This is a genomic window from Pseudomonas sp. WS 5011, assembly GCF_012985775.1.
GTDB lineage: Bacteria > Pseudomonadota > Gammaproteobacteria > Pseudomonadales > Pseudomonadaceae > Aquipseudomonas > Aquipseudomonas peli.
This window is the reverse complement of the sequence record NZ_JAAQXA010000002.1, coordinates 340,054-362,487: the sequence shown is the minus strand read 5'-3', so window position 1 is coordinate 362,487 and position 22,434 is coordinate 340,054. Positions and strand designations below refer to the sequence as shown.

The 22,434-nt window shown below is 61.1% G+C and carries 17 protein-coding genes; 9 read left to right on the top strand and 8 right to left on the bottom strand.

Going from position 1 to position 22,434, the window contains the following annotated elements; genetic code table 11:
* Nucleotides 1–168: 168 nt before the first annotated feature.
* From HBN63_RS04060 to HBN63_RS04050, 3 genes are all read right to left on the bottom strand, one after another.
* A complete protein-coding gene (locus tag HBN63_RS04060) occupies nucleotides 169–960 on the bottom strand; it encodes a TatD family hydrolase (RefSeq protein ID WP_170048482.1) in 792 nt (263 codons plus the stop codon).
* 4 nt (nucleotides 961–964) lie between these two features.
* Nucleotides 965–1,288 (bottom strand): hypothetical protein, encoded by a 324-nt coding sequence (locus HBN63_RS04055; protein WP_170048481.1) that lies wholly within the window; start codon nucleotides 1,286–1,288, stop codon nucleotides 965–967.
* Nucleotides 1,289–1,407: 119 nt separating this feature from the next.
* Nucleotides 1,408–2,991: a peptide chain release factor 3 gene (locus HBN63_RS04050; RefSeq protein ID WP_170048480.1), complete on the bottom strand. Its 1,584-nt coding sequence runs from the start codon at nucleotides 2,989–2,991 to the stop codon at nucleotides 1,408–1,410.
* Nucleotides 2,992–3,467: 476 nt separating this feature from the next.
* On the opposite strand from HBN63_RS04050, the gene HBN63_RS04045 reads away from it, so the two are divergent.
* The 9 genes from HBN63_RS04045 (at nucleotide 3,468) to HBN63_RS04005 (ending at nucleotide 16,835) form a co-directional block, all read left to right on the top strand.
* Nucleotides 3,468–4,631 (top strand): type III PLP-dependent enzyme, encoded by a 1,164-nt coding sequence (locus tag HBN63_RS04045; protein ID WP_090249249.1) that lies wholly within the window; start codon nucleotides 3,468–3,470, stop codon nucleotides 4,629–4,631.
* A gap of 241 nt (nucleotides 4,632–4,872) precedes the next feature.
* Entirely contained in the window at nucleotides 4,873–7,194 is a 2,322-nt protein-coding gene (locus tag HBN63_RS04040) for a TonB-dependent siderophore receptor (RefSeq protein ID WP_170048479.1), read from the top strand.
* A gap of 228 nt (nucleotides 7,195–7,422) precedes the next feature.
* Nucleotides 7,423–8,103, top strand: a complete 681-nt coding sequence (locus tag HBN63_RS04035) for a Fe2+-dependent dioxygenase (protein ID WP_170048478.1) — start codon at nucleotides 7,423–7,425, stop codon at nucleotides 8,101–8,103.
* Nucleotides 8,100–9,227, top strand: a complete 1,128-nt coding sequence (locus tag HBN63_RS04030) for an alpha-hydroxy acid oxidase (protein ID WP_170048477.1) — start codon at nucleotides 8,100–8,102, stop codon at nucleotides 9,225–9,227. The genes HBN63_RS04035 and HBN63_RS04030 overlap by 4 nt, the downstream gene beginning before the upstream one ends.
* A gap of 90 nt (nucleotides 9,228–9,317) precedes the next feature.
* Nucleotides 9,318–11,528 (top strand): TonB-dependent siderophore receptor, encoded by a 2,211-nt coding sequence (locus tag HBN63_RS04025; RefSeq protein WP_170048496.1) that lies wholly within the window; start codon nucleotides 9,318–9,320, stop codon nucleotides 11,526–11,528.
* Between the two features lie 414 nt (nucleotides 11,529–11,942).
* Nucleotides 11,943–14,468, top strand: coding sequence for a PepSY domain-containing protein (locus tag HBN63_RS04020; protein ID WP_170048476.1), 2,526 nt, complete (start codon nucleotides 11,943–11,945; stop codon nucleotides 14,466–14,468).
* Between the two features lie 47 nt (nucleotides 14,469–14,515).
* On the top strand, nucleotides 14,516–15,259 hold the full coding sequence (locus HBN63_RS04015; protein ID WP_170048475.1) for a 5-oxoprolinase subunit PxpA: 744 nt from the start codon (nucleotides 14,516–14,518) through the stop codon (nucleotides 15,257–15,259).
* Nucleotides 15,256–15,933 carry a 5-oxoprolinase subunit PxpB gene (pxpB, locus tag HBN63_RS04010; RefSeq protein ID WP_170048474.1) on the top strand — a complete coding sequence of 226 codons (678 nt, stop codon included), beginning with the start codon at nucleotides 15,256–15,258 and terminating at the stop codon, nucleotides 15,931–15,933. Before HBN63_RS04015 ends, pxpB begins: the two co-directional genes overlap by 4 nt.
* Nucleotides 15,930–16,835 carry a biotin-dependent carboxyltransferase family protein gene (locus tag HBN63_RS04005; RefSeq protein ID WP_170048473.1) on the top strand — a complete coding sequence of 302 codons (906 nt, stop codon included), beginning with the start codon at nucleotides 15,930–15,932 and terminating at the stop codon, nucleotides 16,833–16,835. The genes pxpB and HBN63_RS04005 overlap by 4 nt, the downstream gene beginning before the upstream one ends.
* 118 nt (nucleotides 16,836–16,953) lie before the next feature.
* On the opposite strand, the gene lnt is transcribed toward HBN63_RS04005, so the two are convergent.
* The 5 genes from lnt to miaB form a co-directional block, all read right to left on the bottom strand.
* A complete protein-coding gene (lnt, locus tag HBN63_RS04000; protein ID WP_170048472.1) occupies nucleotides 16,954–18,474 on the bottom strand; it encodes an apolipoprotein N-acyltransferase in 1,521 nt (506 codons plus the stop codon).
* A gap of 124 nt (nucleotides 18,475–18,598) precedes the next feature.
* Nucleotides 18,599–19,438 carry an HlyC/CorC family transporter gene (locus HBN63_RS03995; RefSeq protein ID WP_170048471.1) on the bottom strand — a complete coding sequence of 280 codons (840 nt, stop codon included), beginning with the start codon at nucleotides 19,436–19,438 and terminating at the stop codon, nucleotides 18,599–18,601.
* Nucleotides 19,439–19,447: 9 nt separating this feature from the next.
* Complete coding sequence (gene ybeY / locus HBN63_RS03990; protein WP_170048470.1) at nucleotides 19,448–19,933, bottom strand: rRNA maturation RNase YbeY; 486 nt, start codon at nucleotides 19,931–19,933, stop codon at nucleotides 19,448–19,450.
* Nucleotides 19,926–20,924: a PhoH family protein gene (locus HBN63_RS03985; protein WP_170048469.1), complete on the bottom strand. Its 999-nt coding sequence runs from the start codon at nucleotides 20,922–20,924 to the stop codon at nucleotides 19,926–19,928. Before HBN63_RS03985 ends, ybeY begins: the two co-directional genes overlap by 8 nt.
* 88 nt (nucleotides 20,925–21,012) lie before the next feature.
* Entirely contained in the window at nucleotides 21,013–22,356 is a 1,344-nt protein-coding gene (gene miaB / locus HBN63_RS03980; RefSeq protein ID WP_167142606.1) for a tRNA (N6-isopentenyl adenosine(37)-C2)-methylthiotransferase MiaB, read from the bottom strand.
* Nucleotides 22,357–22,434 lie beyond the last annotated feature (78 nt).

Here is a 22,434-nt window from a genome sequence, read left to right as displayed (position 1 = left end):
TCCGCTGATTCGACTGCTTGGCCTTGGGAAGATTTCTTCCCCATGGCTGTCTCCTGAAAAGATGAGGTGCATAGCCTCATACAAGACCATGCACCTCAAAATTTCAACAGATTAAGCGAACGGCTCGCCACCTTGGTGGGCTTTTTTATTCGCGATGGTTAGCCGGGCTCAGTTAATTGCCGTATCCCAACCAAACAACTCGGCTGCGTTGCGGCTGCTGGCGCTGGCCAGCTCGTCGGCGCTGATGCCGCGCAGCTCTGCGAGGGCCGTGCAGATATCCGGCAGGTATTCCGGGCTATTGCGCTGGTTCGGGTGCATGGCGGGAGCCATGTCGGGGGAGTCGGTTTCCAGCACGATGGCATCCAGCGGCAGTTGCGCCACCACTTTGCGCAGCCGCAGTGCCTGCGGCCAGGTAGGGGCGCCGCCCAGGCCGAGTTTGAAACCGAGCTTGAGGTATTCGCGTGCTTCTTCATAACTGCCGGCAAAGGCATGGATGATGCCGCCACGCGGTGGCTTGAGGCGTTTCAGTGTGGCGATGGTCGCTGCATGGGCACGGCGTACGTGGAGTAGGGCGGGCAGCTCGAATTCGCTGGCCAGTTTGAGCTGCGCCTCGAACAGCTGTTGCTGCCGCTCGCGATCAAGTTGTTCGAGAAAGTAGTCCAGACCGATCTCGCCCACTGCGCAGAGCTTGGGCTGCCCGGCGCAGCGTGTTAGCCAATCACGCAGCTCGCTCAAGTGCTCTGGGTGATGTTCATCCAGGTAAACCGGGTGCAAGCCGAAGGCGGCGTACAGGCTGTCTTCGGTCTGTACCAGATCCCACACACGCTGCCAGTTGGCCTGATGCACACCCAGCACCACCAGTCGCTCGACGCCCACGGCGCTGCAGCGGGCCAGCAGCTTGCCGCGATCGGCATCGAAGTCGGGGAAGTCTAGATGGGTGTGGGTGTCGATCAGGCGCATAGAGTTACGGCTGGCAGGGGTTGCCAGAGAGGTTCAGGCGGCGTGCTTCTTCGTCGCTCAGGCACTTACTGTCAGCGCCCTGGACGATTCGCGGGGATTTCCCACTGATGCTACTGGTAAAACTGTCGACAAAGCGCTGCGCCTTGTTCGCATCGTCAAAGCGGCGGGCGGCGCTCTGGTTATAGGTGTAGCTGCCGTTGCTGGCCGCGAAGCACTGCGGGTTGCCCTCGCAGGAAAGTTCGACGTACCAGTAGGGTTGGCGGATTTCCACCCCAGCCAGGCTGTAGCTGGCGAGCAGGCTTAAAGCGGTGAAGAGCATCGTGCGCATGGAGTTACTTCCTGTAGGTTGGGAAACCAGCCTAAGCCAGTGCCTTGTCCGTGGGAAGTGTGGCGCTTGATGTGCAGAGGCAAAAGCCGCGCATAGTGCATGCGCGGCTTCGCTGGGGCTTAGTGGTGTTCGCGGGTGGCGCGGAATTTTACGTCCGGCCAGCGCTCTTCCATTAGGCTCAGGTTGACCCGGGTTGGGGCCAGGTAGGTGAGGTGGCCGCCGCCATCCAGGGCCAGGTTTTCGACCGCCTTGTTGGAAAATTCCTCAAGCTTCTTCTTGTCGCTGCAGTCGATCCAGCGTGCTGACCACACGGTGATCGGCTCGTAGGCGCACTCGACCTTGTATTCCTCTTTCAAGCGGCTGGCGACCACATCGAACTGCAGCACACCGACTGCGCCGAGGATGATGTCGTTGCTGCGCTCGGGGAAGAACACCTGGGTTGCGCCTTCTTCGGCCAGTTGCTGCAGGCCCTGGCGCAGTTGCTTGGATTTCAGCGGGTCCTTCAGGCGTACGCGGCGGAACAGTTCCGGGGCGAAGTGCGGGATACCGGTGAAGCCCAGTGCTTCGCCTTCGGTGAAGGTGTCGCCGATCTGGATGGTGCCGTGGTTGTGCAGGCCGATGATGTCGCCGGCATAGGCCTCGACCAGCATTTCACGCTCGCTGGAGAAGAAGGTCAGGGCGTCGCCAATGCGTACGTCCTTGCCCAGGCGCACGTGGCGCATTTTCATGCCCTGGCTGTATTTGCCCGAGCAGATGCGCATAAAGGCAATGCGGTCGCGGTGCTTGGGATCCATGTTCGCCTGGATCTTGAACACGAAGCCGCTGAATTTCTCTTCCACCGGTTCTACGGTGCGCTCGTTGGCGACGCGCGCCAGCGGCTTGGGTGCCCAGTCGACCACCGCGTCGAGTACATGGTCGACGCCGAAGTTGCCCAGCGCGGTGCCGAAGAACACCGGGGTCAGTTGGCCGTCGAGGAATTCCTGCTGGTCGAACTCGTGGCAGGCGCCCTGCACCAGTTCCAGCTGCTCGACAAAACGCTCGTACTCGTCGCCCAGGTGGGCGCGGGCCTCATCGGAGTCAAGGTGCTGGATGATCTTGGTTTCGGTGCGCTCGTGGCCGTGGCCCGGGGTGTAGACGATGATGTAGTCGTCAGCCAGGTGGTACACGCCCTTGAAGTCGCGATAGCAACCAATCGGCCAGGTGATCGGCGCAGCCTTGATCTTCAGGACGGCTTCGATTTCGTCGAGCAGTTCGATCGGGTCGCGGATATCGCGGTCGAGCTTGTTGATAAAGCTGACAATCGGCGTGTCGCGCAGGCGGCACACATCCATCAGGGCGATGGTGCGTGGCTCAACGCCCTTACCGCCGTCGAGCACCATCAGCGCACTGTCCACCGCAGTCAGGGTGCGGTAGGTGTCTTCCGAGAAGTCTTCGTGGCCCGGGGTGTCGAGCAGGTTGACCATATGCTCGCGGTAGGGGAACTGCATTACCGAGGTGGTGATGGAGATACCGCGCTGCTTTTCCATTTCCATCCAGTCGGACGTCGCATGACGGTCGGATTTACGCGACTTCACCGTACCGGCCACGGCAATCGCCTTGCCCATCAGCAGCAGCTTCTCGGTAATGGTGGTTTTACCGGCGTCGGGGTGAGAGATGATCGCGAATGTACGGCGTTTGCCGACTTCGGTGGCCTGGATGGTCATTGTGCGGGAACCCGTCGACTGAATAGTCGGTCTGTCAAAAAAGGCGGCGATTATAACGGTAAACGTTGGTCAGCGCGGCGACCTGTAGTCAGAGGGCAAAACTACGGTTTTTTCGCGCTTTGTGCAGCATTCCTGACGTTTTGTTTTGAATATAAAACGATCAATCAATAAGGCGACAAAGGGGGTCAAAAGCACGGCATTTTTTGATTGATCTCAGCCCCCCATGGCCCTAAAGTTCGCGCCCGAACGTCCATGCTGGCAACGATCCATCCGGCTCAAGTACTGACGACGAGAGGCCCACAGGGTTCTCGGCGACATGCCTTGGGAAGTAGGCGAACCAAAGTGGGGAAACTGATCAGACGTTCTACCTGTGCGGGTTAGCCGCCAGGTCTCCCTAAATGGTGGGCAACGGACTGCGTACGCAGCGGTTGCCTGACTAAAACTGTGTTAACGGGTTCAGCCAACTGGAGTTCCGCATGCCGATCAAGGTCGAAGACTATTACGCACCCGCTACGTTTCAGCGCATGAAGGCGTTTGCCGATACTCAGGAAACCCCGTTCGTGGTCATCGATACCGCGATCATCAGCCAGGCTTACGATGACCTGCGCGCCGGTTTCGAATTCGCCAAGGTGTATTACGCAGTCAAGGCTAACCCGGCGGTCGAGATTATCGACCTGCTCAAGGAAAAGGGCTCCAGCTTCGATATCGCCTCGATTTATGAGCTGGACAAGGTCATGGGCCGTGGCGTCAGCCCGGATCGCATCAGCTACGGCAACACCATCAAGAAATCCAAGGACATCCGCTACTTCTATGAGAAGGGCGTGCGCCTGTTCGCCACCGACTCGGAAGCCGACCTGCGTAATATCGCCAAGGCTGCGCCGGGTGCGAAAGTCTATGTGCGCATCCTCACCGAAGGCTCGACCACGGCCGATTGGCCGCTGTCGCGCAAGTTCGGCTGCCAGACCGACATGGCCATGGACCTGCTGATCCTCGCCCGTGACCTCGGTCTGGTGCCTTACGGCCTGTCCTTCCATGTTGGTTCGCAGCAGCGCGACATCTCGGTGTGGGACGCGGCGATTGCCAAGGTCAAGGTGATCTTCGAGCGTCTTAAAGAAGAAGACGGCATTGAGCTCAAGCTGATCAACATGGGCGGTGGCTTCCCGGCCAACTACATCACCCGTACCAACAGTCTGGAAACCTATGCCGAGGAAATCATCCGTTTCCTCAAGGAAGACTTCGGCGATGACCTGCCGGAAATCATCCTTGAACCGGGCCGCTCGTTGATCGCCAACGCGGGCATTCTGGTCAGCGAAGTGGTGCTGGTGGCGCGCAAGTCGCGTACCGCGGTCGAGCGCTGGGTGTATGTCGATGTGGGCATGTTCAGTGGCCTGATCGAAACCATGGGCGAGGCGATCAAGTTCCCGCTCTACACCGAGAAGAAGGGCGAGATGGAAGAGGTTGTCATCGCGGGGCCGACCTGCGACAGCGCTGACATCATGTACGAGAACTACAAGTACGGCCTGCCACTCAATCTGGCGATTGGTGACCGCGTCTACTGGCTGTCCACTGGCGCCTACACCACCAGTTACAGCGCTGTGGAGTTCAACGGCTTCCCGCCGCTGAAGTCGTTCTACCTGTAATACGCAGGCTAAACGCTACGCAAAAAGGCACGGGCTCACCCTCGTGCCTTTTTTGTCCCCGCAATCTTCTGCCTCTGATCCGTCAGGTGCCCGCCGTTATTGCAGGCGTGTGGGCTTCAGTTCTGGGCGTTTCGCCGTAACAATTTTGTTACAAACGAGTTGCTGTAAATGAGATGTAAAGATTGATTGAGAGTGTTTACTAATTAGAATTGCGCCAGATTTTTAAGCCTGAGCGATTCTCATGAACAATTACGATAAAAAGCGCAGAAGTCTCCCGCAACGCCGTCTGCTGGCCAGCGCCATCGGTTTTGCCATCGCATCCTGTGCCAGCCACAGCTTGGCTGCCGACGCCGATAAAACCCCGGTTGAGCTGGGCAGCGTCACGGTCAAAGGTCAGCAGGACGACGGCTACAAGGTCGATAAGGCCTCCTCGCCAAAGCAGACTGCAGCGCTGTTGGATACGCCGCAAACCTTCAGCGTGATCCCTGAAGCGCTGTTCAAGGAGCAGGGTGCGCGCAACCTGACTGACGTGCTGAGCAACACGCCTGGTATCAGCTTCAATGCCGGCGAGAACGGCTTTGCCAGCGGCACCAATAATTTCAGCCTGCGTGGTTTCGACACCAGCGGCAGCATCTTTATCGACGGTGCGCGCGACAACGGCAGCTACACCCGCGACGTTTTCAACGTCGAGTCGGTTGAAGTGGCCAAGGGCCCGGCGGCCGATAACGGCCGGGGTGGGGCCGGTGGTTACGTCAACCTGGTGACCAAGACGCCGACCCTGGAAGAATTTATCGGTGGCGGCATCAGCTATGCCTTCGACCAGTACGATTCCGAGGCGCGCAAGCGCATGACCCTGGATACCAATCAGGTGATCAACGACAGCACCGCAGTGCGCCTCAACCTGCTGCTGGAAGACAGCGGTGTGGCCGGGCGTGAGCATGCCGAGAAGAACAGCTGGGGCATCGCACCTTCGGTAGCGTTTGGCTTGGGCACCGATACGCGCGCGATCTTCGCCTATGAGCATGTGCAGATGAATGATCGTCCTGACCTTGGGGTGGCCGGGGTAGCGCTGCGCGACAAACTCAAGGGTGCCGGCACGCCCTATGCCCCGTCCGTTTGGTCGGCGGACCGTGACACGTTCTTCGGCCTCAAGTCGGATTTCGACGACACCACCAGCGATGCATTGCTGTTTCGTATTGAGCAGGATCTAGGTGCTGTCACCACTGTGAGCAACCAGACACGCCTGGCGCGGGTGGATCGTCAGGCGCGGTTTACCCATGTGCTGGATGACGATAACAATGCCAATGCCGCGCTGGTCAATGTGCAGCGTCAGCAATACGACCGGGTCAACACGTCCCTGAGCAACATCACCAACCTGTCCACCCAGTTTTCGACCTGGGGTATTGCCCACAACCTGTCCACTGGACTGGAGTTGACTCACGAGAAGTCCGAGTCGCTGGCATTCGCTTCACAGACCCTGCCCGGCCTGGTCAATGTGTTTTACCCGGACTGGTCGCGCAGTGTGCCGGCAGCACTGGCTCCGCGTGATCGCACCAAGGTGGATGTGGATACTGCCGCTCTTTATGTTTACGACACGCTGGAGTTCAACCCGCAGTGGCAACTCACCGGTGGCCTGCGCCTGGAGCAATACGAGGCCAGCATCAGCAGCCGTAACCTGAGCAGCGGGGCCGCTACGGCGGGCGATGGTTTCAATGACACCGAGTTGAGCCTGGGCGGCAAGCTGGGCCTGGTGTACAAGCCACTGCCGAATGGCAGCCTCTACACCGCGTATGGCGTTTCCACTCAGCCGCCAGGCTCCTACCTGTCGAACTCCGATATCTCGCGAGCCGACCAGGGGCTGCCCGCGCTGATCAAGGGGGCCGACCCGGTGCGTGCGCACAACTATGAAATCGGCACCAAGTGGGATTTCTTCGACAAGCGTCTCTCGACCGCGGCGGCGTTGTTCTACACCGTGAAGAAAAATGTGGCCATCACCGGGCTTGATGTTGGCCAGACCGGCAGCGCCACGCTCAAAGGGTATGGTGAGCAGGCCGTCAAAGGGCTGGAGTTGAGCGCTTCGGGCAAACTCACCGATAACTGGAGCGTGTTTGGCGGCATTGTCTTTATGGACAGCGAACGTAAGCACAGCGCTTACCTGGATGACGTACGCCGTCGCGCGAATGCTGGGGATTACGGCACTGAACTGCGTACCAATGGCGACGAGCTGGCCTTTACGCCAAAAGTCTCCGGCAACCTGTGGACGACCTACCGCCTGCCGGTCGGGCTGACCTTCGGTCTGGGCGCGCAGCATGTCGGCTCGTCGTACCTGGGGCGTCCGGATGATGCCGAGCGTATGGTCGCCAATGGCCGCTTTGGTCGCGTGCCGAGTTACACCACCTTTGCGGCGATGGCTTCTTATGAAGTGAATGCCAATGTGGATGTGCGTCTGAACATCGATAACCTGACGGATGAGGAATATGTCGCCTCAGCCAACTGGCAAGGTCGCCGTGCTTTGTTGGGTGATCCACGCACCGTAACCTTGAGCACCGATTTCCGTTTCTAAGTCACACCAGGCTGCAAACAAGCGCCCCGAATACCGATGGTATCCGGGGCGTTTTATTTCCCCGCTGCCTTGGTTGGCTGGGGCATTGAGGTGGAGGCTGAGCGCTTTTTATTGGGCTGGATCAACAGCCTCGGTGTGTGGCGCTGTCATAGTGCGCGCTAGCTATTTAGAATCATTTGCAACTGTTTGGTGGCGGTCGCTCAGGGCGGCCGGTGAGGAGAGCGAATCATGATGTTGAGCATTGCCGATGTGCTGACGCCCGAGCAGGTGCGGGAGTGCCGTCAGGCCTTTGAGCAGGCCAGTTGGCAGGATGGCCGCCTGACCGCCGGCCATCAGGCGGTGAAGGCCAAGGCCAATCAGCAGCTGGCGCAGGATGATCCGCTGGTGGTGCAGATTGGCGACTTTATCGTGCAGCGCCTGGGCAACCATCCGCAGTTTGTCTCGGCCGCCTTGCCGCTGAAAGTGTTGCCACCGCGCTTCAACCGTTATACCGGTGGTGGCACCTATGGCAACCATATCGACAATGCGATTTTCAGTGTGCCGGGCACGCCGCATCGGGTGCGCAGTGATCTGTCGGCCACGCTGTTTTTCAGTGATCCGGATGAGTACGAGGGTGGTGAGCTGGTGGTCGAGGACAGCTACGGCAGCCACAGCGTCAAGTTGCCGGCTGGGCATCTGGTGCTGTATCCCGGCACCAGCCTGCACCGCGTCAATCCGGTAACCCGTGGCACGCGTTATGCGGCGTTCTTCTGGATTCAGAGCCTGGTGCGTGATGACACCCAGCGCGGCCTGTTGCTGGAGCTGGATCGGGCGGTGCAGGCACTGACCCTTGAAGTGCCAGAGAGCGCTGAGCTGGCGCGGTTGACCGGGGTTTATCACAACCTGCTGCGCCAGTGGGCCAATACATGACCGGCATACCGTTACCAAAACTGACGCAGATTCCGCCAAGTGTTGCTGCCGTGGCGGACTATGAACCCCTGGCCCATGAGCGCATGAGCGCCCAGGCCTGGGCCTATATCGCGGGCGGCGCGGCTGATGAACTGACCCTGGCGGAAAATCAGGCGGCGTTTCGGCGTATTCGTCTGCGTACGCGGGTGTTGGCTGATCTCAGTGGTGGCAACACTCATCTGCAGTTGTTCGGTCAGACCTTTACTCACCCGATTTTCCTCGCGCCGGTGGCGTATCAGCAGTTGGCGCATGCCGAGGGTGAGCTGGCAACGGTGCTGGCTGCGTCGGCTGTGCAGGCCGGCATGGTGCTGAGCACCCAGGCCAGTGTGTCCCTCGAAGCCGTGGCCGAGCAGGCGCATAACCCGCTGTGGTTTCAGCTGTATATCCAACCGGATCGACCCTTTACCGAAGCGTTAGTCAGGCGCGCCGAAGCGGCGGGTTATCAGGCGCTGGTGTTGACGGTGGATGCGCCGGTCAACGGCATGCGCAACCGCGAACAGCGCGCCAGTTTCTGTCTGCCCGAGGGCATTGAGGCGGTCAATCTGCGCGGTATGCAGTCATTGCGTGAGGAAGCTCCGCCTAGCGGTGGTTTGCTGCTCGGTGGTGCGTTGCTTGCGGCAGCCCCAGGCTGGGCGGATGTGCAATGGCTGCGTTCATTGACGCGTCTGCCGATCCTGCTCAAGGGCGTGATGACTGCCGAGGATGCGCAGCGTGCAGTGGCCGAAGGCGTCGACGGCATCATTGTCTCCAATCATGGCGGACGGACTTTGGACGGCCAGCCCGCCACCATCGAGGTGCTGGCGGAAATCGCTGCTGCGGTGCAGGGGCGGGTGCCGCTGCTGCTCGATGGCGGTATTCGCCGCGGTACGGATGTGTTCAAGGCGTTGGCCTTGGGCGCTGATGCTGTGCTGGTCGGGCGACCCTATGTGTATGGCCTGGCAGCCGCCGGGGCGAGCGGGGTGGCGCATGTGGTACAGCTGTTGCGCGCTGAATTGGAAGTGGCGATGGCGCTGACAGGCTGTCGTGATCTGGCCAGTATTGGGCGCGAGTGTCTGCTGGATAAAAAGCTACGGGAATGGAACTAAATACGAATTAAGGTGTAAATACCTATTGCTTGATAATGGTTATCAATTAGAATCACGCCTCGTTTTTATCTGGGGGTGGTTCTCATGGGTATGGGTAAAAAAGCCGGCAGTCTGCCGCAGCGTCGTGTTCTGGCTTCGGCCATTGGTCTGGTCATCGCCTCTTGGGCGGGCGCAGGCTTGGCCGCTGAGCAAGCGCCGCAAAAAGCCAAGACACCGGTTGAGCTGGGCAGCGTAACGGTCAAAGGTGAGCAAACCGAAGACTACAAGACCGAAAGCTCGGCGTCGGCCAAGTACGCTGTGCCGCTACTCGATACCCCTCAGACCATCACCGTGGTACCGCAGGCGCTGCTCAAAGAGCAGAAAGCCCTGAGCATGAAAGAAGTGCTGGCCAACGTTTCCGGCATCACCTTCAACGCCGGTGAGGGCGGTGGTGGCTCGGGCGACAGCATCAACATCCGTGGCTTCAGTGCCAACGCCAACATGCAGATCGACGGCCTGCGTGACAGCTCGCAGAACAACCGTACCGATACCTTCAATATCGAAGCCGTTGAAGTCATCAAGGGCCCCAACTCGGTATTTGGTGGTTCCGGCACCACTGGCGGCAGCATCAACCAGGTCAGCAAACAGCCGCTCCAGCGTGACTTCACTGAAATTGGTGCCAGCCTGGGCACCGACAACTATCACCGCCTGACCCTGGATTCCAACCAGACCCTGGATGGCGTGGGTACCGGCAGCGCAATGCGCCTCAACCTGATGGCCCATGAGAACGATGTGCCAGGCCGCGACTATGTAGATCGTCAGCGCTGGGGCATCGCACCGTCGCTGCTGTTGGGTCTGAGCGATTCGACGCGTTTGACCCTCAGCTACCTGCACCAGAACGACGACAATATGCCGGACTACGGCGTGCCCGCCTTCGATGGCAAGCGCTTGGCTGGTGTAGATCGCGATGCGTTTTTCGGCTGGAAGAACATCGACAAGGAAGAAATTCAGACCGACGCCTTTACGGTCAAATTCGAACACGACTTCAGCGATAACCTGCGCTTGCAGAACCTCAGCCGTTACAGCCAGGTTAAGCGTGACACTGTCATTTCGGCCTCCCACGTCAACCTGGCCGTTGCCCCGGCTGGGCAATACCGGCCTGCCGGCCCGCAGGGCTATGGCCGCGATGTGACCAGCGAGATGTGGATCAACCAGACCAACCTGACCGCATATTTCGACACCTTCGGCCTGGGCCACACCCTGGTTAGTGGTGTGGAGATTTCGCGTGAAGATTACGATCGCAACACTTACAGCTATGGCTTGGATTTCGCCGGCCGCAGCTTCGATCTGGGTAACCCTCCGGGTTATTACACCGGGTCGATCAACAAAGCCCGCTCCGCTGAAACCAGCACTCTGTTGGAAAACGAAGCGGTCTATGTGTTCGATGCCATTGCCCTGAATGAGCAGTGGGACCTGAGCCTAGGTCTGCGTTATGACTGGATCAAAGGTGACTCGAAGAACGTAGCGCTGCCAGCTGGCACCGTGACGCGCCTGGATTCGCGTGACAAGGAACTCAGCGGGCGTGCCGGTGTAGTGTACAAACCAGCCGAAAATGGCCGCATCTACCTGGCTTACGGCACTTCCTTCAACCCGGCCGCCGAAGCTCTGGCATCCTCCGGTGCGCTGAACGCTGCGGCTGCTGATCTGGCTCCGGAAGAGAACGAAACCTGGGAGCTGGGCACAAAGTGGGAGCTGCTCAACAGCCGCTTGCAACTCGATGCCGCAGTGTTCCGCGTGGAGAAGACCAACGCCCGCGAAACCATGGTCGATGGCTCTACCCAGCTGGCGGGTGAACAGCGTGTGCAGGGCGTCGAATTTGGTGTGACCGGTCGTATTACCGATCAGTGGAACGTCTACGCCAACTACACCTTCCTAGACAGCGAAACTCTCAAGGCTGCAGATACTGCTGCCGGTATTGCCCGTGAAGGTCAGGCGCTGGGCAACACGCCGCCACGCTCGTTCAACCTGTGGACCACCTACGAGCTGCCAGCCGGCTGGCGTGTCGGTTACGGCGCGCGTTATGCCAGCGAGCGTAACGTGACCTCCAGTGATAACGCCAAACTGGATGCCTACTGGGTGCACAACGCCATGCTCGGTTACCAGGTCAACAAGGAGCTAGACCTGCAGCTGAACATGAACAACCTGTTCGATAAGGACTATGTGCAGAGCGTGCGCCAGAACGTCGGCCTCAATACCCGTTCTTCGGCTATCGAATACGGTGATGCGCGTTCGGCAGTGCTGTCGGCCACATACCGCTTCTAACCACGCCAAGCGGCAGGCAGGCTGCGTAAGCCAGCCAGCCAGCCAGCCAGCCAGCCAGCCTGCCTGCCGATTGAGAAAACCCTGCTCGAGTATGAGCAGGGTTTTTGTGCGTTCGCTGACCCTTAACTGTTGCAGTTCGCTATGTCGGGGTGGCTGCGCTGGGTGAGCGGTGATCGCGGCCGTCGCCGCGCCGAGTGAGCTGCTCGGCTTAACGCAGGCTTGAATCGTCCGTGTCGTTCAACGAATCACGGCTTTAGGGCTGTTTGTATGAGCGTTCACGCTAGGTAAAGAGTCGGTAAAGGTCGGCAGATAGCTGGTTATTGAAACAAATTATTAAATAGAATTGCTTCTCCTTTGGCCGTTGCCGGTTTGTAGTGCGACTGCCTGTGTTCAACGCCGGTGATCGAGTTTCCCGTGTTAAAGAAAATTCTGTTCCAGCTGCATTGGCTGTTCGGTATCACAGCCGGCTTGGTGTTGGCCTTGATGGGTGTTACGGGTGCGGCCTACTCGTTTCAGGATGAGCTGATGCGTGCGCTCAACCCCGATGTGCTGAAGGTCGAGGTGCGTGACAGTGGCACGCTGTCGCCCGCCGAGCTGGTGCCTAAACTCGAAGCAGCCAGCCAGCAGCGGGTGGTCGGCCTGTGGTTGGAGGTAGAGGGTGACCGGGCTGCGCGGGTGTTTTTCGCGCCGCCGCCTGGCGAGCGTCGTGGGCCGTCGCGTTACTTCGATGGTTACAGCGGTGAATTGCTAGCTGAGCCACGCGGGCAAGGGTTCTTCGACCTGATGCTGAAGCTGCACCGCTTCCTCGCCATGGGGGAATACGGCAAGCAGATCACCGCAGCCAGCACGTTGATACTGGTGTTCTTCTGCCTTTCGGGGCTTTACCTGCGGTGGCCGCGTCAGGCGGGCAGCTGGCGCGCCTGGCTGACTCTGGATTGGGCGCGCAAGGGCCGCAGCTTCAACTGGGATCTGCACGCGGTGGCCGGTACCTGGTGCCTGGCGCTATACCTGCTGGCGGCGCTGACAGGGCTGTATTGGTCATATGACTGGTACCGCGAAGGCGCAACCGCGTTACTTAGCGCTGAGCCTGGTGGTCAGCAGCGCGGAGGCAAGCGCGGCCCGCCACCGGCCGGTGAGTTGCCGATAGTGAACTATCACGCCGTCTGGGAAGGCCTGCAGCGTGAGGCCGGCAGTCAGTTGAGCGGCTACAACCTGCGCTTGCCGCCAGTGGCTGGGCAACCCGTGACTGTGTTCTACCTGCGTGATGATGCACCGCATGAACGTGCTTTCAACCAACTGGCGCTTGACCCTTTAAGCGGCGAGGCAGGAAAGCACACGCGCTACGAGCAACAGAGCTTTGGCGATCAACTGCTGACCAGTGTGTATGCCTTGCATGTGGGCAGCTATTTCGGCCTGACCGGGCGCATTCTGATGATGCTTGCCAGCCTGGCGATGCCGTTGTTCGCCATCACCGGCTGGTTGCTCTACTTGGATCGTCGGCGTAAAAAACGCGCCATGCTCAAGGCGCGTGGTGCGTTGCAACCGAGCGCGGGGCTGGGCGAGGGTTGGTTGATTGGCTTTGCCAGTCAGAGCGGTTTTGCCGAACAGCTGGCCTGGCAGACCGCCGGCCAGCTGCAGTCCGCTGGCCTCGCCGTCAGCGTGCAGCCACTGGCCAAACTCAACGAGCAGATGCTGCGCCAGGCGCACAACGCGCTGTTTGTGCTCAGCACCTTTGGCGATGGCGAGGCGCCGGACAGTGCGCGCGGCTTCGAGCGCAGGCTGCTGGGGCAGGCGTTGCATCTGCCTAATATGCGGTATGCCATGCTCGCCCTGGGAGATCGCCAGTATCAGCACTTCTGTGGCTTTGCCCAGCGGGTCCACGGCTGGCTGGCTCAGCAGGGCGCGCGCAGTTTGTTCGAGCCGGTGCAGGTCGACGCTGCCGATGCGACAGCCTTGGCCCGCTGGCAACGTCAACTCGGTGAGCTGACAGGCGCCCAGCCGCTGCCTCAAGCGGAAACGCCGCTCTGCCTGTGGACACTCACGCGTCGCGAGCTGCTAAATCCGGGCAGTCAGGGCGCGCCGACATACCTGCTGGCACTGCGTGCTGAACAGCCGGTCGACTGGAGTGCCGGCGATATTCTCGAGGTACCGCCGCGCCATAGCGATGCCACCGTACAGGCCTGGTTGCAGGCCCATGCGCTGGACGGCAGCCATACGGTCAGCCTCGATGGCCTGACGCAGTCGCTGCAGCAGGCGCTGCGCGGTAAGCAGCTACCCGAGCAGTTCACCCACCTGGTCGGCTTGCACGCCCAGGCCATGCTGGATGCGCTGGTGCCGCTCGCTGCGCGCGAATACTCGATCGCCTCCTTACCCCGCGACGGCGAGCTGGAGCTGATCGTCCGCCAGGAGCGGCATCGCGATGGCTCGCTCGGGCTTGGCTCCGGTTGGTTGACGGAAGGCGCGGCGCTGCAGGGCCAGTTGCTGGCGCGGGTACGGCGCAACAGCGCCTTCCATGCCCCCGAAGATGATCGACCGCTGCTCCTGATCGGCAACGGCACTGGCCTGGCCGGGCTGCGCAGCCTGCTCAAGGCGCGGATCATCGCCGGGCATCGGCAAAACTGGCTGCTGTTCGGCGAGCGTAATGCGGCGCATGACTTCTACTGCCAGGCTGAGTTGCAGGGCTGGCTGTCAACCGGTGAGTTGGCGCGCTTGGACCTGGCCTTTTCCCGCGATCAGGCCGCCAAGGTCTACGTGCAGGATCACCTGCGCGAGTCCGCCGAGCAGCTGCGTGAGTGGCTGGCCGAGGGCGCTGCAATCTACGTCTGCGGCAGCCTCGAGGGTATGGCGGCTGGGGTGGATGCGGTGTTGCATGAGTTGCTCGGCGAATCCGCTGTCGCGGCCTTGCGCGAAGAGGGGCGCTATCGCCGCGACGTGTATTAACGCAGCCAGGCTTCCCGCAGCGGTAATGCACCACTAAGCTTGTCGGCATGAAAAAAATCCTGCTGAACTGCGACATGGGTGAAAGCTTCGGCGTGTGGCGCATGGGCGATGACGTGCATGCGATGCCGCTGGTTGATCAGGCCAACCTGGCGTGTGGCTTTCATGCGTCCGACCCGCTGACCATGCAACGCACCGTCGCCCTGGCGGTGCAGCATGGGGTGAGCATTGGTGCGCACCCGGCTTATCCGGATTTGCTCGGCTTCGGCAGGCGGCATCTGGCCTGCTCGCCGGAAGAGGTCACCGCGCTGGTGCTGTATCAGCTCGGCGCGCTGGATGCCTTCTGTCGCGCGGCCGGCACTCAGTTGGCCTACGTCAAACCGCATGGCGCGCTGTACAACGACCTGGTGCGTGACGATGCGCTGTTCAACGCGGTGCTGGAGGCCTGCGCCAGTTACCGCAGGGGCTTGCCGTTGATGGTGCTGGCGCTGGCTGACAACAGCCGTGAGTTGCGCCTGGCCGATGCCGCCGATGTGCCGCTGATGTTCGAGGCCTTTGCCGACCGCGCCTACCTGGCCGATGGGCAATTGGCGCCTCGGCGTTTGAGCGGCGCGGTGCACCATGATCCGCAGCGGATTTTCCAGCAGGCCCTGGCGATTGCTCAGGGTGATCCGTTTGCCGATATTGATGGCAAGCCGCTGCAGCTGCGCGCCGACAGCCTTTGCGTGCATGGCGATAACGCCGATTCGCTGGCCGTGCTGCGGCGTTTGCGGGCCAGCCTGGACGCCCTATGATCCGCCTCGAACCGGCCGGTGCCGAAGCGCTGCTGCTGGTGCTGGCCGAACAGCCGGATGCGCAGTTGTCGCAGCGGATCGCGTTGCTGGCCGAGCGTATCCGTGGCGAGTTGGGTGAGGTGCTGACGGATCTGGTGCCAGGCTGGACCAGCCTGCTGCTGCACTATGACCTACTGCGCACCGATCACCTGGAGCTGGCCGAGCGACTCAAACCGCTGCTGGAGCGCTGGCTGGCCGAGCCCTCTGTCGCCCAGGTCGGGCGGCTGCATGAAATCCCTATTTGCTACAACGGTGAAGACCTCGCCGAGGTCGCGCGTCTGTGTCAACTGAACAGTGCTCAGGTGATCGAACTGCATGCCGCAACCGAGTACCGCGTTGGCGCGATTGGTTTTGCTCCGGGCTTTGCCTACCTCGGTGAGCTGGATGCGCGCCTGGCCTTGCCGCGCCGCGCCACCCCGCGCATTGCCGTACCGGCCGGTAGCCTGGCGATTGCCGAGCGGCAAACGGCGATCTATCCACACAGCTCGCCCGGCGGCTGGCACCTGATTGGCCGTTGCCCCTGGTCGTTGTTCGACGCCGCGCGCACGCCGCCCTGTCCGCTGGCGCTGGGTGATCGGGTGCGTTTTCGCAGCATTGATGAGCGCGACTTTATCCGCGAAGGCGGTCAGCTATGAGTGGCCTGCGGGTGCTCAAGCCAGGGCCGCAAAGCCTGTTGCAGGATGCTGGGCGGCGCGGTTGGCAGCACCTGGGCGTATCGCCCGCCGGGCCGCTGGATTGGCACGGTGCGGCCTGGGCCAATCATCTGCTGAACAATCCTTGGGGCACGCCGCTACTGGAAATCGCCCTGGGCGGCGTCGAGTTGCAGGCCGAGGTCGACACCTGGGTGGCGGTGTGCGGCGCTCAGGTGCCGCTGAGTGTGGATGATCAGCCGCAGCCCTTGTGGACGCGTTTTCCTCTGCGCAAAGGCCAACTGCTGCGTTTGGGCTTTGCCCGCAGTGCTCAGCGCGCCTACCTGGCGGTCGCGGGCGGCTTTATCGCCGCACCGGTGTTGGGCAGCGTCAGCGTGCAGCTGCGCGAAGGGTTGGGGCAGGCGGTGCAGGCAGGGGATCTGCTGGCTTGTCGGCCTGGGCACTTCACCCGCGCCGCCAGCGTGCCCTGGCCCTACCTGCCGGATTACCGCTGCAAACCTTTACTGCGGGTAATTACCGGCGGCGATGCGGCGAGTTTCGAGGAAGACCAGTTGCAGGGCTTTTTCGCCCAGACCTGGCAGCTCAGCCCGCACTCCGATCGCATGGGCGCACGGCTGCTCGGCGAGGCCGTGCAACCGCCTGTGCGGCAGTGGTCATTGGGCGTTGCTCGTGGGGCGATTCAGGTACCGCCGGATGGCCAGCCAATTATCTTGCAGGCCGACCACCAGACCATGGGCGGTTACCCGCTGTTGGGCTGGTTGCACCCGCTCGATCAAGGCCGTCTGGCGCAGTGCCCGGCGTACCATCCGCTGCGCTTCACCCCGGTCAGCATTGGCGACGCGCAGACGGAGCTGCGCGAGTTCTACCGGTTCTTTCGTCGGATATAGACACTTTTGTAGGGTGGGTTAGCAGCGCCTGTCCGCGATGTTGAAGCCTATGCGGGGCTGGAGCGCTGCGTAACCCACCAAGCGGTAGTCGGCCTTGACCGAGCGGGTGAACCTGCCGTTAAAGGGTCTTGGCCATACGGCTGGCGAGCAACGCCCAGGCAAATAGTAGCAGGCAGATAATCAGCATCGGCCAGCCGCGCCAGTACAGGTAAGGCGTCAGCCCTTGCATCGGTTGTACCTGGCCATAGAGCACACCTTGTTCGAACTGCGGCAGCTGCTCGGTGATCTGGCCCTGCGGGTCGATCAGCGCGCTCACCCCGTTATTGGTGGCGCGGATCATCCAGCGGCCGGCCTCCAGCGCGCGCATCTGCGCCATCTGCAAATGTTGCAGTGGGCCGGCGGAGCGGCCAAACCAGGTGTCGTTGCTGATGGTCAGCAGCAGGTCGCTCTGGGCCGACAGGCCGGCGGCGAACTCCGGATAAACCACTTCGTAGCAGATAAACGCCGCGATTGAATGGCCCTTGGCTTGCAGCAGGCTTTGCTCGGCTGGGCCGCGGGCAAAGTCCGACATCGGCAGGTCAAAGAAGGCGATCAGGCCGCGCAGCAGGTCCTGCAACGGCACGTACTCACCGAAGGGCACCAGCTTCTGCTTGAGGTAGTCACCGCTGCCCTGGCCAACCACGCTGATGCCGTTGTAGTAACGCTGCTCACCGCGTTCGTTACTTTGGCGAATCGGCACGCCGGTAATTAGTGCGGCATTGCGCTCATTGGCGAAACGGTTGATTAAACCGAGGTAACCCTGAGCGCGATCCTTCAGTACTGGCACGGCTGTTTCCGGCCAGATGATCAAGTCAGTCGGTTTGGCGCTGAAGGTCATGTCGCGGTACAGCGCCAGCTGGGCGTTGAGCTGCTCGGGGTCCCACTTCATGTTCTGTTCGATATTGCCCTGCATGGCCGACACGCTCAGCGGCTCGCCCGAGGCGTGGGTCCAGGCGTGGCCCTTGAGGGCGATAGCCGTGATCCAGGGGGCGCACAGCAGGACAATACCGATGGCGAGAAACGCTTTACGCGCGCGCAACAGTGCCAGGTTCACCAGCAGCGCGGCGCTCAGCGCCAGGCAGAAAGACAACAGCCATACACCGCCCACCGGGGCGAGGCCGGCCAGCGCGCCATCCAACTGGCTGTAACCGGCATACAGCCAGGGAAAACCGGTGAGGAACCAGCTGCGGAAGGCCTCCTGTGCCAGCCATAGCGCGGCGAAGGCCAGGGCATCAGCGAGTGGCGCTTCAACCCGGCGCAGCCAGCGCGTCCAGACCCAAGCGCTGAGGGCGAACAGCAAGCCCAGCCCGCCGACAAACAGCAGGGTCAGAAATACCGCCAGGGGCGGCGAGGCCGCACCGTAATCGTGGATGCTCACATACACCCAGCTGGTGCCGGCGGCGAACAGGCCAAAGCCATAACTCCAACCGCGCAGCGTCGCTTGGCGTGGCGTCAGGTCGCGCAGGCCGAGGTAGAACAGGGCAATCGAGAGGATGGCCAGCGGCCACAGATCAAAGGGCGCCAGCGCCAATGGCGTGATGGCGCCTGCGAGTAGGGCGATCAGGTTACCGGGCCAGTCAGGTCGAGTTATCCAGTGCATTGCATGCAGGTCCTTGGATTGAGGTGGCGCAAAGGGTAAAGGGCAATAGGCGGCGAGGGAAGGTGGGGCGGTGCTGGGCCGGCTATGCGCAACGGCCACCGATTAGGGTGGCCGTTTAGAGTGGTCAGTTATTGATCGGCGTCAGGCGTAGCAGGTGAATGCGGCGGCTGTCGGCGTTGAGAACGCGGAAGCGGAACTCGCCAATTTCGGTCACTTCATTACGCTTGGGCAGGTGGCCAAAGGCGCTCATTACCAGGCCGCCGACGGTGTCGAACTCGTCATCGGAGAACTCGGTATCGAAGGTTTCATTGAAACTGTCGATCGGTGTCAGTGCCTTGACCAGGAAGTCACCCGACGGCAACGGCTTAACGTAGCTGTCTTCCTCGACGTCGTGCTCGTCCTCGATGTCGCCGACGATCTGCTCGAGCACGTCCTCGATGGTCACCAGGCCGGCGACGCCGCCGTATTCATCAATGACCACGGCCATGTGGTTGTGGTTGGCACGGAACTCACGCAGCAGCACATTCAGGCGCTTGGACTCGGGCACGAAGGTGGCCGGGCGCAGCAGGTCCTTGATGTTGAAGTTGGGCTGTTCGCCCGAGAGGATCAGCGGCAGCAGATCCTTGGCCAGGAGGATACCGACCACATCGTCGAGGCTTTCACCCACCACCGGGTAGCGCGAGTGCGCCGCTTCAATGATCGAGGGCAGGAACTCTTTGGGCGTCTGGTTGGCCTTGATGCTCATCATCTGTGAGCGCGGCACCATAATGTCGCGAACTTGCAGATCGGCGACCTGGATGGCGCCTTCGACAATGGCCAGTGCTTCACTGTCGAGTAGTTTGTTCTGATGCGCTTCGCGCAGGACTTCCAGCAGTTCCTTGCGGTTTTTCGGCTCATGAGCAAACGCCTGGGTCAGTCGGTTAAACCAGGATGTCTGCTCGTTGCTCGATCGGTCTTCGCTCATGGTGGTTACTCAGGAACCTTCTGTGTTGTGTGTGGGTTCATCTTCATCGGCGTACGGGTCAGGGTGACCCAGTTCAGCCAGCAATTCTCGTTCCAGTGCTTCCATCTCTTCGGCTTCCTCATCCTCGATGTGGTCATAGCCGAGCAGATGCAAGCAACCGTGGATCACCAAGTGCGCCCAATGGGCTTCTGGGCTTTTGCCTTGTTCAGCGGCTTCGCGCTCGACCACCGGCGCGCAAATAACCAGGTCACCGAGCAGCGGGATATCCAGAAATTCGTCCGGTACATCGGCCGGGAAGGACAGTACGTTGGTCGCGTAATCCTTCTGCCGCCAGGTGTGATTCAGTTCACGGCCTTCGGCTTCATCGACCAGGCGAATGGTCAACTCGGAATCGGCGCTGCGCTGGCGCAGGGCAATCGCGCACCAGGCGCGAAACTGCTCCTCGGTCGGTAGATTGCCGGCGTCGCTGGCAATTTGCAGGTCAAGCTCAATCATGCCGCTGCACCTTGGCGTCGAAAGGGGCCTGGCTGGCGTCGAACCGCTCGTAGGCTTCGACGATGCGCTGCACCAGCGGGTGGCGCACCACATCTTTAGGGTTGAAGTGGGTAAAGCTGATACCCGGCACGTCACGCAATACTTCAATCACGTGGGTCAGGCCGCTTTTGGTGCCGCGCGGCAGGTCGACCTGAGTGATATCGCCGGTAATCACCGCAGTGGAGCCGAAGCCGATGCGGGTGAGGAACATCTTCATCTGTTCCAGCGTGGTGTTCTGGCTTTCGTCGAGGATGATAAAGCTGTTGTTCAGGGTGCGGCCGCGCATATAGGCCAGCGGCGCGACTTCGATCACCTGTTTCTCGATCAGCTTGGCCACCTGTTCGAAGCCGAGCATCTCGTAAAGCGCGTCGTACAGCGGGCGCAGGTAGGGGTCGATCTTCTGCGACAGGTCGCCGGGGAGGAAACCGAGCTTCTCGCCAGCTTCTACCGCCGGGCGTACCAGCAGGATACGGCGAATCTGCTCGCGCTCCAGAGCGTCCACGGCGCAGGCCACGGCCAGGTAGGTTTTACCCGTGCCGGCTGGGCCGATGCCGAAGTTGATGTCGTGGTCGAGGATGGCTTTGACGTAGCGCTGCTGATTGGCCCCGCGCGGGCGAATCATGCCCTTGCGGGTGCGCAGGGCGACGCTGGCTTCGACGGTCGGGTTGCTCATTTCCTCGATGCCGGACTCCTGCAGAAACAGGTGCACCAGCTCGGGCGACAGTTCGGTGTTTTCGGCTTCGCGGTACAGGCGGCGCAGCAGCTGTTCGGCTGCGCGGGTCTGGCCAGCGGTGCCGACCAGTTCGAACTGGTTGCCGCGGTTGCGCAACTCGATGCCCAGGCGCTGTTCGATCAGGCGCAAGTGCTCATCAAATTGGCCACACAGGTTAGCGAAGCGGCGAGCCTCAAAGGGTTCAAGGATAAAGCGGAGTGGTTCTATGGGTGCGTTCAAGGTCGTGTGATGGCCGCCAGTCGGCTGGGGTAGTGAAACGAAGAATAGCGCTAGCGGCCGCGAGGGGGAAGCTCGGGCCGCTGCGGCTTTAGTTGCAGACGGTTTCGCTGAGCAAAGTGCCGCGCAGCGAGTTGGGCATGGCTTCGTCGATATACACGTCGACAAACTGGCCGATCAGGCGCGGGTTGTCGCTGCGGAAGTTGACCACCCGATTGCTCTCGGTGCGGCCCTGGAGCATGCCAGGGTCCTTCTTCGAGTAATCGTTGACCAGGATTCGCTGCACAGTGCCGGCCATGCGTCGGCTGTTCTCAAAACCCTGCTGGGTGATGCGGTGTTGCAGCAGTGCCAGGCGCTGTTTTTTCAGCTCCAGCGGGGTGTCATCGGGCAGGTCCGCCGCCGGGGTGCCAGGGCGCGCGCTGTAGACGAAGGAGTAGCAGAAGTCGAAACCGACATCCTCGACCAGCTTCATGGTCTGCTCGAAGTCCTTCTCGGTTTCACCGGGGAAACCGACGATAAAGTCCGAGCTGATCAGAATGTCCGGCACGGCGGCGCGCAGCTTGCGGATGCGCGACTTGTACTCGAGTGCGGTGTGGTTGCGCTTCATCGCCGCGAGAATGCGGTCGGACCCCGATTGCACCGGCAGGTGCAGGTATTTCACCAACTCGGGGATCTCGGCGTGGGCCTGGATCAGCGCGTCGGAGAATTCCAGCGGATGGCTGGTGGTGTAGCGAATGCGGTCGATACCGTCGATGGCCGCTACGGCGTAGAGCAGCTCGGCGAAGTCAGCAATTTGCCCATTCTGGGTTGCGCCACGGTAGCCGTTGACGTTCTGCCCGAGCAGGGTAATCTCACGCACGCCGTGTTCGGCCAGGTGGATGATTTCACCGAGCACGTCGGCCATGGGGCGGCTGACTTCTTCGCCACGGGTGTAGGGCACCACGCAGAAGGTGCAGTACTTGCTGCAGCCTTCCATCACCGACACGTAGGCGCTGGGGCCGTCGACACGTGGTTCGGGCAAGCGGTCGAATTTTTCGATCTCGGGGAAGCTGATGTCGACCTGGGCGATCTTGGTGGTGCGTGCGGCGTCGATCATTTCCGGCAGGCGGTGCAGGGTCTGCGGGCCGAAAACCACGTCGACGTAGGGCGCGCGATCACGAATCGCCGCGCCTTCCTGGCTGGCTACACAGCCGCCGACGCCAATCACCAGGTCGGGGTTGGCAATTTTCAGTTTTTGCCAGCGGCCGAGTTGCGAGAACACCTTGTCCTGGGCTTTTTCACGGATCGAGCAGGTGTTGAGCAGGATGATGTCAGCGTCTGCGGCCTTCTCGGTGACTTCCAGGGCTTGATGTTCGCCCAACAGGTCAATCATGCGCGAGCTGTCGTACTCGTTCATCTGGCAACCGTGGGTTTCGATATAAAGCTTCTTGGTCATGCGCGCTCAAAAAGGGTGATTCGAAGAACCGCGCATTATAGGGAGCTAGTGCCAGGGTTCCTAGCGTTGGCTGCTCGG

What these genes read in the sequence shown, in the direction of transcription:
- HBN63_RS04035 (WP_170048478.1), top strand. Translation starts at nt 7,423, where the DNA reads ATGATGTTGAGCATTGCCGATGTGCTGACGCCCGAGCAGGTGCGGGAG.
- miaB (WP_167142606.1), bottom strand. Translation starts at nt 22,356, where the DNA reads ATGACCAAGAAGCTTTATATCGAAACCCACGGTTGCCAGATGAACGAG.
- HBN63_RS04045 (WP_090249249.1), top strand. Translation starts at nt 3,468, where the DNA reads ATGCCGATCAAGGTCGAAGACTATTACGCACCCGCTACGTTTCAGCGC.
- HBN63_RS04015 (WP_170048475.1), top strand. Translation starts at nt 14,516, where the DNA reads ATGAAAAAAATCCTGCTGAACTGCGACATGGGTGAAAGCTTCGGCGTG.
- lnt (WP_170048472.1), bottom strand. Translation starts at nt 18,474, where the DNA reads ATGCACTGGATAACTCGACCTGACTGGCCCGGTAACCTGATCGCCCTA.
- ybeY (WP_170048470.1), bottom strand. Translation starts at nt 19,933, where the DNA reads ATGATTGAGCTTGACCTGCAAATTGCCAGCGACGCCGGCAATCTACCG.
- HBN63_RS03995 (WP_170048471.1), bottom strand. Translation starts at nt 19,438, where the DNA reads ATGAGCGAAGACCGATCGAGCAACGAGCAGACATCCTGGTTTAACCGA.
- HBN63_RS04050 (WP_170048480.1), bottom strand. Translation starts at nt 2,991, where the DNA reads ATGACCATCCAGGCCACCGAAGTCGGCAAACGCCGTACATTCGCGATC.
- HBN63_RS04055 (WP_170048481.1), bottom strand. Translation starts at nt 1,288, where the DNA reads ATGCGCACGATGCTCTTCACCGCTTTAAGCCTGCTCGCCAGCTACAGC.
- HBN63_RS04040 (WP_170048479.1), top strand. Translation starts at nt 4,873, where the DNA reads ATGAACAATTACGATAAAAAGCGCAGAAGTCTCCCGCAACGCCGTCTG.
- HBN63_RS04030 (WP_170048477.1), top strand. Translation starts at nt 8,100, where the DNA reads ATGACCGGCATACCGTTACCAAAACTGACGCAGATTCCGCCAAGTGTT.
- HBN63_RS04025 (WP_170048496.1), top strand. Translation starts at nt 9,318, where the DNA reads ATGGGTAAAAAAGCCGGCAGTCTGCCGCAGCGTCGTGTTCTGGCTTCG.
- HBN63_RS04005 (WP_170048473.1), top strand. Translation starts at nt 15,930, where the DNA reads ATGAGTGGCCTGCGGGTGCTCAAGCCAGGGCCGCAAAGCCTGTTGCAG.
- HBN63_RS04060 (WP_170048482.1), bottom strand. Translation starts at nt 960, where the DNA reads ATGCGCCTGATCGACACCCACACCCATCTAGACTTCCCCGACTTCGAT.
- pxpB (WP_170048474.1), top strand. Translation starts at nt 15,256, where the DNA reads ATGATCCGCCTCGAACCGGCCGGTGCCGAAGCGCTGCTGCTGGTGCTG.